Origin of the sequence: Photorhabdus hindustanensis, assembly GCF_002968995.1 — a bacterium.
In the GTDB taxonomy this organism is placed as follows: Bacteria; Pseudomonadota; Gammaproteobacteria; order Enterobacterales; family Enterobacteriaceae; genus Photorhabdus; species Photorhabdus akhurstii.
Genome location: NZ_PUWT01000104.1, coordinates 1 through 3603 on the forward strand (window position 1 = coordinate 1; position 3603 = coordinate 3603).

The 3603-nt window shown below is 51.2% G+C and carries 3 protein-coding genes; all 3 read left to right on the forward strand.

Annotated features, from left to right (window positions below; all coding sequences use genetic code 11):
* On the forward strand, positions 1–2000 hold a 2000-nt coding region (locus tag C6H66_RS27355), incomplete at its 5' end, for an RNase A-like domain-containing protein (protein ID WP_181150292.1).
* Positions 2001–2015: 15 nt separating this feature from the next.
* Positions 2016–2288, forward strand: a complete 273-nt coding sequence (locus tag C6H66_RS23870; protein WP_105396938.1) for a contact-dependent growth inhibition system immunity protein — start codon at positions 2016–2018, stop codon at positions 2286–2288.
* A 308-nt stretch (positions 2289–2596) separates the two neighbouring features.
* Positions 2597–3603, forward strand: a 1007-nt coding sequence (locus C6H66_RS23875; RefSeq protein WP_248000815.1) for a hemagglutinin repeat-containing protein, incomplete at its 3' end; no start/stop codon positions are given.

A 3603-nucleotide genomic window follows, 5' to 3' on the forward strand; every position in this document is an offset into this window, starting at 1 on the left:
CCAGTAAAGGCGGCTATGAAGTCAAAGTAGGTGAACACACCCAGCTTGACGGCGCAGTCATTGCCAGTACCGCAGACAAAGACAAAAACACCCTCGATACCGGCACTCTCGGCTTTGGCGATATCAAAAACAAAGCGGATTTTAAAACCGAACACCATAGCGTGAGTATCAGCACTGGCGGCTCAGTAGGCGGCATGTTACTCAGTAATATGGCGGCCAATACCCTGGGCGGCGCTAACCGGGAAGGCCACGCCCAAAGCATCACCCATGCCGCGGTCAGTGACGGCACCCTGATTATCCGGGACAAAGACAGCCAGCAACAGGATGTCACCACCCTCAGCCGGGATACCGACCATGCTAACAATGCTCTCAGTCCTATCTTTGACAAAGAGAAAGAGCAGCAACGGCTGAAACAGGCCCAACTGATTGGCGAAATCAGTGCGCAGGTGATTGACATCGCCAGTACTGAAGGAGCAATTATCGCCACCAAAGCGGCCCACGCCAAACTAGAAAACATCAGTGACCCGGATAGAGAAGCGGCCCGAAAGAAACTGGAAAACGCAGGCAAAACCAACATTACGCCTGAGCAAATTAAAGACCAGATTTACAAGACCGCCTATAACCAGGCATTGAATGAGTCTGGCCTTGGCACCGGTGGGAAATACCACACCGCTTTACAGGCGGCTACCGCAGCTATTCAGGGATTAGCAGGGGGGAATATTGGTCAGGCACTGGCCGGCGGCGCTTCCCCTTACCTGACCGGGGTGATAAAAGACCTGACTACCGACCCGAAAACCCATCAAGTCGATGTCGTCACCAATACTCTGGCCCATGCCATTCTGGGGGCAGTGGCCGCCGAAGTCAGCGGTAACAATGCGCTGGCGGGCGCGGCAGGAGCAGCTTCCGGTGAACTGGCCGCGCGAGAACTGATGAAGCATATTCATGGTGAAAATGTTAAAGTCAGTGACTTAAGTGAAGAGGAAAAACAGACCATCAGCACCCTCTCCACCCTGGCGGCAGGGCTAGCGGGTGGAATTGCCGGTGACTCCACCGGCAGCACCGTTACCGGTGCCCAGGCCGGGAAGAATGCGATTGAGAATAATGCGTTGAGCCTGCCAAAAGGCATGGCGGAGTACGGTCGGGCACAGAGTTCACTCGCCATGCAAATGCTCAGGGAAGGGGCAACCCCGGATGAATTATCGGAAGCGTTGGCAAAACAAGCGAGAGGTACGCACCCTGAAGGGCAAGATCCGGCCAGAGGGCTGATTGTGGCGTGGGGGAACTTCTTCGGTGTGCCGTTAGATGTGGTGATGTCCAATGAAAAAATGACGCCGGAGAAAGCGGCTGAAATTGTGGCCAGCGGCATCCCGACCAGTGAAGCGAAGGTGATGCAGTATGTGGCTGCGAAGACCTTTTTGGCACTGGCTAAAAATCCGGGGGCGGGCAGTAAAACAGAAAACACACTCCCACAATGGCGTGCTGGAGAAGGAAAATATAGCCAGAAAAATCAGGATACAGTCACAAATGTTGAGTCTCCGGCAAGTAAATTTGACGGAAATACAGCATTTAACGAAAAGGGAGAAGTGACCAAAAATACTTCCGTCAAAGCAGAAACGAGTAGGACATTAATATATCATGAGAATTTTGGTGGTCATGCGATAGAGAGGCACATTGGCAAATCTGATGCGCAATTACTTGCCAGATTCAAGAATGATCCAACAGTAGTAGCATCATCAACATTTACCGATATGAAGACCGCAGAATGGGCGATAGGCAATGGTATAGCAGCAAATAGGGAAAAATTAACTAATTGGTTGGCGGGTAATGTAGCCGGTAATAAGGATAGGATAGTGCTTAAGCATGAGATGTCAGTAAACGTAGGAAGAGTTATTCAAAGAGGTAGTACAAAATCTCATGAATCAAACAGCATAATTATTGTTATTGATAGGGATCCTTTGATGCCTAATGGTTATCGAATTCAAACTGCCTATCCCAAATAAAGTTAGGAGTAAAGAATGAAAACAGAACAAATTTGTTATTTATTAAGCGCCTATTTTCATCAGGATTGGTCTTGTGAGGCTCCAGATCCCGAAGGAATCATGAAACTTTTTGCGGAAAAAGAACAACCAGAAACTGTTATGCTTTTAAAAAAGGAATTTGAAGAGATATTGAATAGAGGTGAGGAGTTATCGGAAGATTTTATTTATGAAAATGATGGATATTATTGTCCATCAGGAGTTGGATTAACTGTCTTGCAATGGTTTAAGAAACTGCATGAAACTTTATAGTTAATATCTAAAAGTACCAGCAGTTAAAAAGATCCCAGCCAAAGTGAACTGCCCCCGAAAGTTGGACACCCAACAAGTAGGGGGAAGTTCTCCATGAAGAAGTACAGGAAGCATTTGTCACATTTAAGTAGACACCGCTTCATCAGACCTGGTAGAACACAGCAAACAGACCAGTAAGGGCTTACTCTCCAAATCCTCCGTCGAAACCCACGATGAAGTGCATGAACGCCGGGCGCAGAGCACCACGCTCAGCGGCGACAGAGTGACCGTACAAGGCCGGGAATGACCTAAACATCATCGGCAGTAACGTGGCAGGCACTCAGGATGTTAATCTGGCCGCCGGCAATCAGCTCACCGTCACTACCGCTGATGAAGCCCGTCATGAAACGCACTTCAAGCAAGAGAAAAAATCGGGCCTGATGGGCACCGGGGGTATCGGCTTCACCGTCGGCAAAGCCAGCCAAAAATCCACTACCGACATCGACAGCAACCTCCACAAAGGCAGCACGGTAGGCAGCAGCCAGGGCAGTGTGACATTCAGCGCCGGAAAACAGCTCAAACTTCACGGCAGTGATGTAGTGGCGGGCCGCGATATGCAACTTTCCGGTCAAAACATTAATATCACCAGCGCGGAAAACAGTCACACTGCTGTCACCAAAACCGAACAGAAACAAAGCGGCCTGACCGTGGCTCTGTCCGGCACAGCAGGCGGGGCCCTGAACTCCGCTGTTCAAACAGTTCAAGCGGCCAGAAGTGAAAGTGACAGCCGTATCAAGGCTTTACAAGGCACCAAAGCCGCCCTGAGCGGGGTACAGGCAGTCCAGGCAGCTCGGCTGGCCAACGCTAAAGGCGGTGACGACAAAGCCAACAACAACCTGGTGGGTGTCAACCTCTCCTACGGCAGCCAGTCCTCCCGGTCAGAACTGAAACAGCATCAGACCACTCAACAGGGCAGCAGCCTGATGACCGGGGATAATCTCACCCTCACCGCTTCCGGTGCTCCAGACCAGAACGGCGATATTCGTATTCAGGGCGGCCAGTTGCAGGCGGGCAAAGACCTGCAACTCAATGCCAGCCGGGATATCCAGCTCTCATCCAGCCAGAACACCGAACAGACCACCGGCAAAAACAGTAGTCGCGGTGGTTCACTAGGCGTCGGTTTCACTGCCGGACCGGGGGGCACGGGTATCAACCTCTCCGCCAGTGTCAACTACGGCAAAGGCCGTGAAAGCGGCAACGGCGTCAGCCATAATGAAACTACGCTGGATGCGGGACAAACCGTCACCCTCAACGCCGGTCGGGATGCGACGCTCAA